Annotated in this window: 1 protein-coding gene and 1 pseudogene; one reads left to right on the top strand and one right to left on the bottom strand. The window is 71.6% G+C overall.

Features of this window, described 5'->3' with window-relative positions; all coding sequences use genetic code 11:
- Nucleotides 1–408: 408 nt before the first annotated feature.
- Nucleotides 409–2,319, top strand: coding sequence for an ATP-dependent zinc metalloprotease FtsH (ftsH, locus tag HCC78_RS31840; protein ID WP_253949471.1), 1,911 nt, complete (start codon nt 409–411; stop codon nt 2,317–2,319).
- Between the two features lie 651 nt (nt 2,320–2,970).
- On the opposite strand, the pseudogene HCC78_RS34305 reads toward ftsH, so the two are convergent.
- Nucleotides 2,971–3,260 (bottom strand): annotated as a pseudogene (locus HCC78_RS34305) (hypothetical protein); the annotation flags it as partial.

Genomic DNA, 3,260 nt, shown 5'->3' on the forward strand with positions numbered 1-3,260 from the left:
CCGGATCGGCCGCCCGGGGGCGATCGAGGGGCGCCCGAAATCGGCATGGAGCACCTCGAACCCGGCATCGAGGCTGGCGGGTGCGTTCGCCATGGGCCTCGGACCGGTGGCGGCGCCATGGCTCGCTTGGCGACCTGCCGGATCTTCCGCAGCGGATGCTGCGCCCGGATGCGCGCCTCCGGATCGGCATGGCTGGACAGCGACCCGCCCGTCCCGTCTGCGCCGCGCATGCCTGTCTCCGCCGTTGATCCGCAGCGGGTGAATCATGTTCTGCAGCCGGCGCCGAGGTACGACTATTTCAGCGGCTTGCTAGCCATGCGGCGGAGTCTGCCACGGCGGAAACTTGACAGGGATCAACGCGGCGCGGCGCCGATCCTGCCAATCTCGGAGGAGGTAGGAGCAACCCGCATGCCGAACGACCCGCAGATGCCCCGCGACAGGCCCCCGGCCGAGCCGGATCCTTGGGTGCGCATGGGCGCCATCCTGCTGGCCGTGGCCTTCACCCTTGCGCTGGCCTTCGCCGCCGGGCAGTCCTCCGCCCCGGTCGAGACCGTGTCCTACAGCGCCGCCAAGCAGATGATCCGCAGCGGCGAGGTTTCGTCGGCCGTTCTGGCCGACCAGGCGGTCACGCTGACCGCGCCGGGAGAGTCCGGCAGCGAAACCCGTTTCCGCGCCGTCGCCCCGGCCCAGGGCGATCCCGAACTCCTGCCGCTGCTGGAGCAGCACGGCATCGAGATAACCGCGCAGGAACCCAGCGGCGGCTCCGCGCTGGTCTTCCTGCTGCCCTGGATGCTCATTCTCGGCTTCTATTTCTGGATGCAGCGCCGGATGATGGGCCAGTTCGGCGGCGGCCTGGGCGCAGGCGGCCCCGGCGGGCTGTGGAAGGGCCGGTTCTCGGCGCCCGCGCAGACCTCGCCGGGCACGACCTTCGGCGACGTGGCAGGCCAGGAGCAGGCCAAGCGCGAGGTGGCCGAGCTGGTCGAGTTCCTGCGCGAGCCCGAGCGGTTCCGGGCCGTCGGCGCCGAGGTGCCGCACGGCGTGCTGCTGATGGGGCCGCCCGGCACCGGCAAGACGCTGATGGCCAAGGCCCTGGCCGGCGAGGCCGGGGTACCGTTCTTCTCGACCTCGGGCTCGGAATTCATCGAGGTCTTCGTCGGCGTCGGCGCCGGACGGGTGCGCAAGATGTTCGCGGCCGCCCGCAAGGCGGCGCCCGCCGTCATCTTCATCGACGAGCTCGACAGCATCGGCCGGACCCGCGGCACCGGACTGGGTGGCGGCCATGACGAGCGCGAGCAGACGCTGAACCAGATCCTGGCGGAGCTGGACGGTTTCGAAGGCAAGGAGGCGGTGGTGGTGCTTGCCGCGACCAACCGCCCGGACGTGCTGGATCCGGCGCTGCTGCGGCCGGGCCGGTTCGACCGGCACGTGACGCTGAACCTGCCCGACCGCGCCGGGCGCCTCGCCATCCTGCGGCTGCATGCCGGAGACCTGCCGCTCGAGGATGCCGCCGGGATCGAGGCGATCGCCGCCGGCACGCCCGGATTTTCCGGGGCGGATCTGAAGAACCTGCTGAACGAGGCCGCGATCAACGCGGCGCGGCGCCGGGCGCAGACGATATCCTCGGCGGATCTGCAGGAGGCCCGCGACAAGGTCATGATGGGCACCGAACGCAACCTCGCCATCGGCACGGAGGAACGCCACCGGCTGGCCGCGCACGAGGCCGGGCATGCAGCGGCGGCCTTCTACTCGCCCGGGGCCGATCCGCTCTACAAGGTGACGATCATTCCCCGCGGCCAGGCGCTCGGCGGCACCCACATGCTGGAGGGCGAGGAGCACCACACCATGCCCGAGGAGTACCTGCGCGCGCAGCTCGCCATCCTGCTGGCCGGACGCGCCGCCGAGCGCAAGCTGGCCGGGTCGGCCAGTTCGGGGGCCGAGGACGACATCCGCCGTGCCACCGCCATCGCGCGTTCCATGGTGACGCGCTGGGGCATGGCCGAGGAGCTGGGCCCGGTCGACCTGCGCAGCTCGGAGGACAGTCCCTTCCTCGGCCAGAGCATCGCGCAGCCGCGGGAGCATTCGGACGAAACCGCAGCGCGGGCCGACGCAGCCGTGATCCGCATGCTGAAGGAGGCCGAAGAGGCCGCCGAGGCCATCATCGCGGCGCACGAAGACGGGATCCGGCTGCTCGTCCGGGAACTGGAGCGGCAGGAAACCCTCGACGCGGACCAGGTGGCGGCCCTGCTCGGCCAGCCCGGAAAGGTCCGCCACATGCCGCCCCGCCCCGATGCCGGGCGCGGACGCGACCCCGGCAAATAGCGCAGGCGGCAGGGCCGGCGGCGCGCCGCCTGTCCGGAGCATGGACGGCCAAGCAACGCCGGCAGGACGCGGGCCGCCTTGAATGCGATGCTGCAGAATGGATGAGATCGGGCGGTCGGCGCCGGTCCCTGCATCCGCCGCCTGTCCTGGCACGCGGCATGGAACATGAAGCATGGAAAACTCTTCTCCCATCTTCGCAGTGCAGCCGACCGTCACGTTCCGACGGCGGATCCGACCTGTTCCGCAACCGCCGGGTTCGCCCGGCAAGCAACGGAAGCGGCAGGACAGCCATCCCGCAGATGGCAAGCGGGTCCCCAGCCGACCACGCGGCGGCAGGCCGCCGCTCCCGGCAACTGCGGCGGCGGCGGACGTCCGCGACAGCTGGCCTGCTGCCGCTTGTCCCCGGACGGCCTTGCATCCGCGACTTGCCCCGCCATCGGGCATGCCTGGCGGACAGTCCCGCGAACCCATCCCCGGCGGCAGTAGACCGCCTCTGCGTCCTTCCGGGAAACGCCGCCCCCGGCGGCACGTCATCCGGCGGATGACATACAATCCTGCAGCATGCGGCGGGACGGCAGGCCGCCGTCCGGAAACGGGGCTGTTGCGCAAATCAGCTGATGACCGCAGTTCCCCTTTCTCCGGACACACTTGTCCCAGGGCCGCGGTGACCGGCATGCCGAGGGCCGTGCAGCGGTTGAGTACCCCCCCGCGGACCTGGACCCCGGCCACCTGGCGGCCGAAGGCGAGGCATCGTGGCGCCATCGGTCCGGGGCCGATGCCGAACGGACATCAGCCGCTGGCCGGGCAGCTTCGCGCAGGTCATCCAATCGCCGTGGAAAAGGTCCCCCGGAGCTTTTCCCGATCCGGCTCATGTCTCCACCCTGCTGCGCCGGCGATGCCCGCTCCAGGTCCGCCGGAGGGCCCGGCCGAGGTGCTTCGAC

It is taken from the genome of Mangrovicoccus sp. HB161399 (assembly GCF_013184745.1).
Lineage (GTDB): Bacteria > Pseudomonadota > Alphaproteobacteria > Rhodobacterales > Rhodobacteraceae > Mangrovicoccus.

Bases quoted from the DNA above. Each gene is read 5' to 3' on its own strand.
- ftsH (WP_253949471.1), top strand. From the start codon at position 409: ATGCCGAACGACCCGCAGATGCCCCGCGACAGGCCCCCGGCCGAGCCG.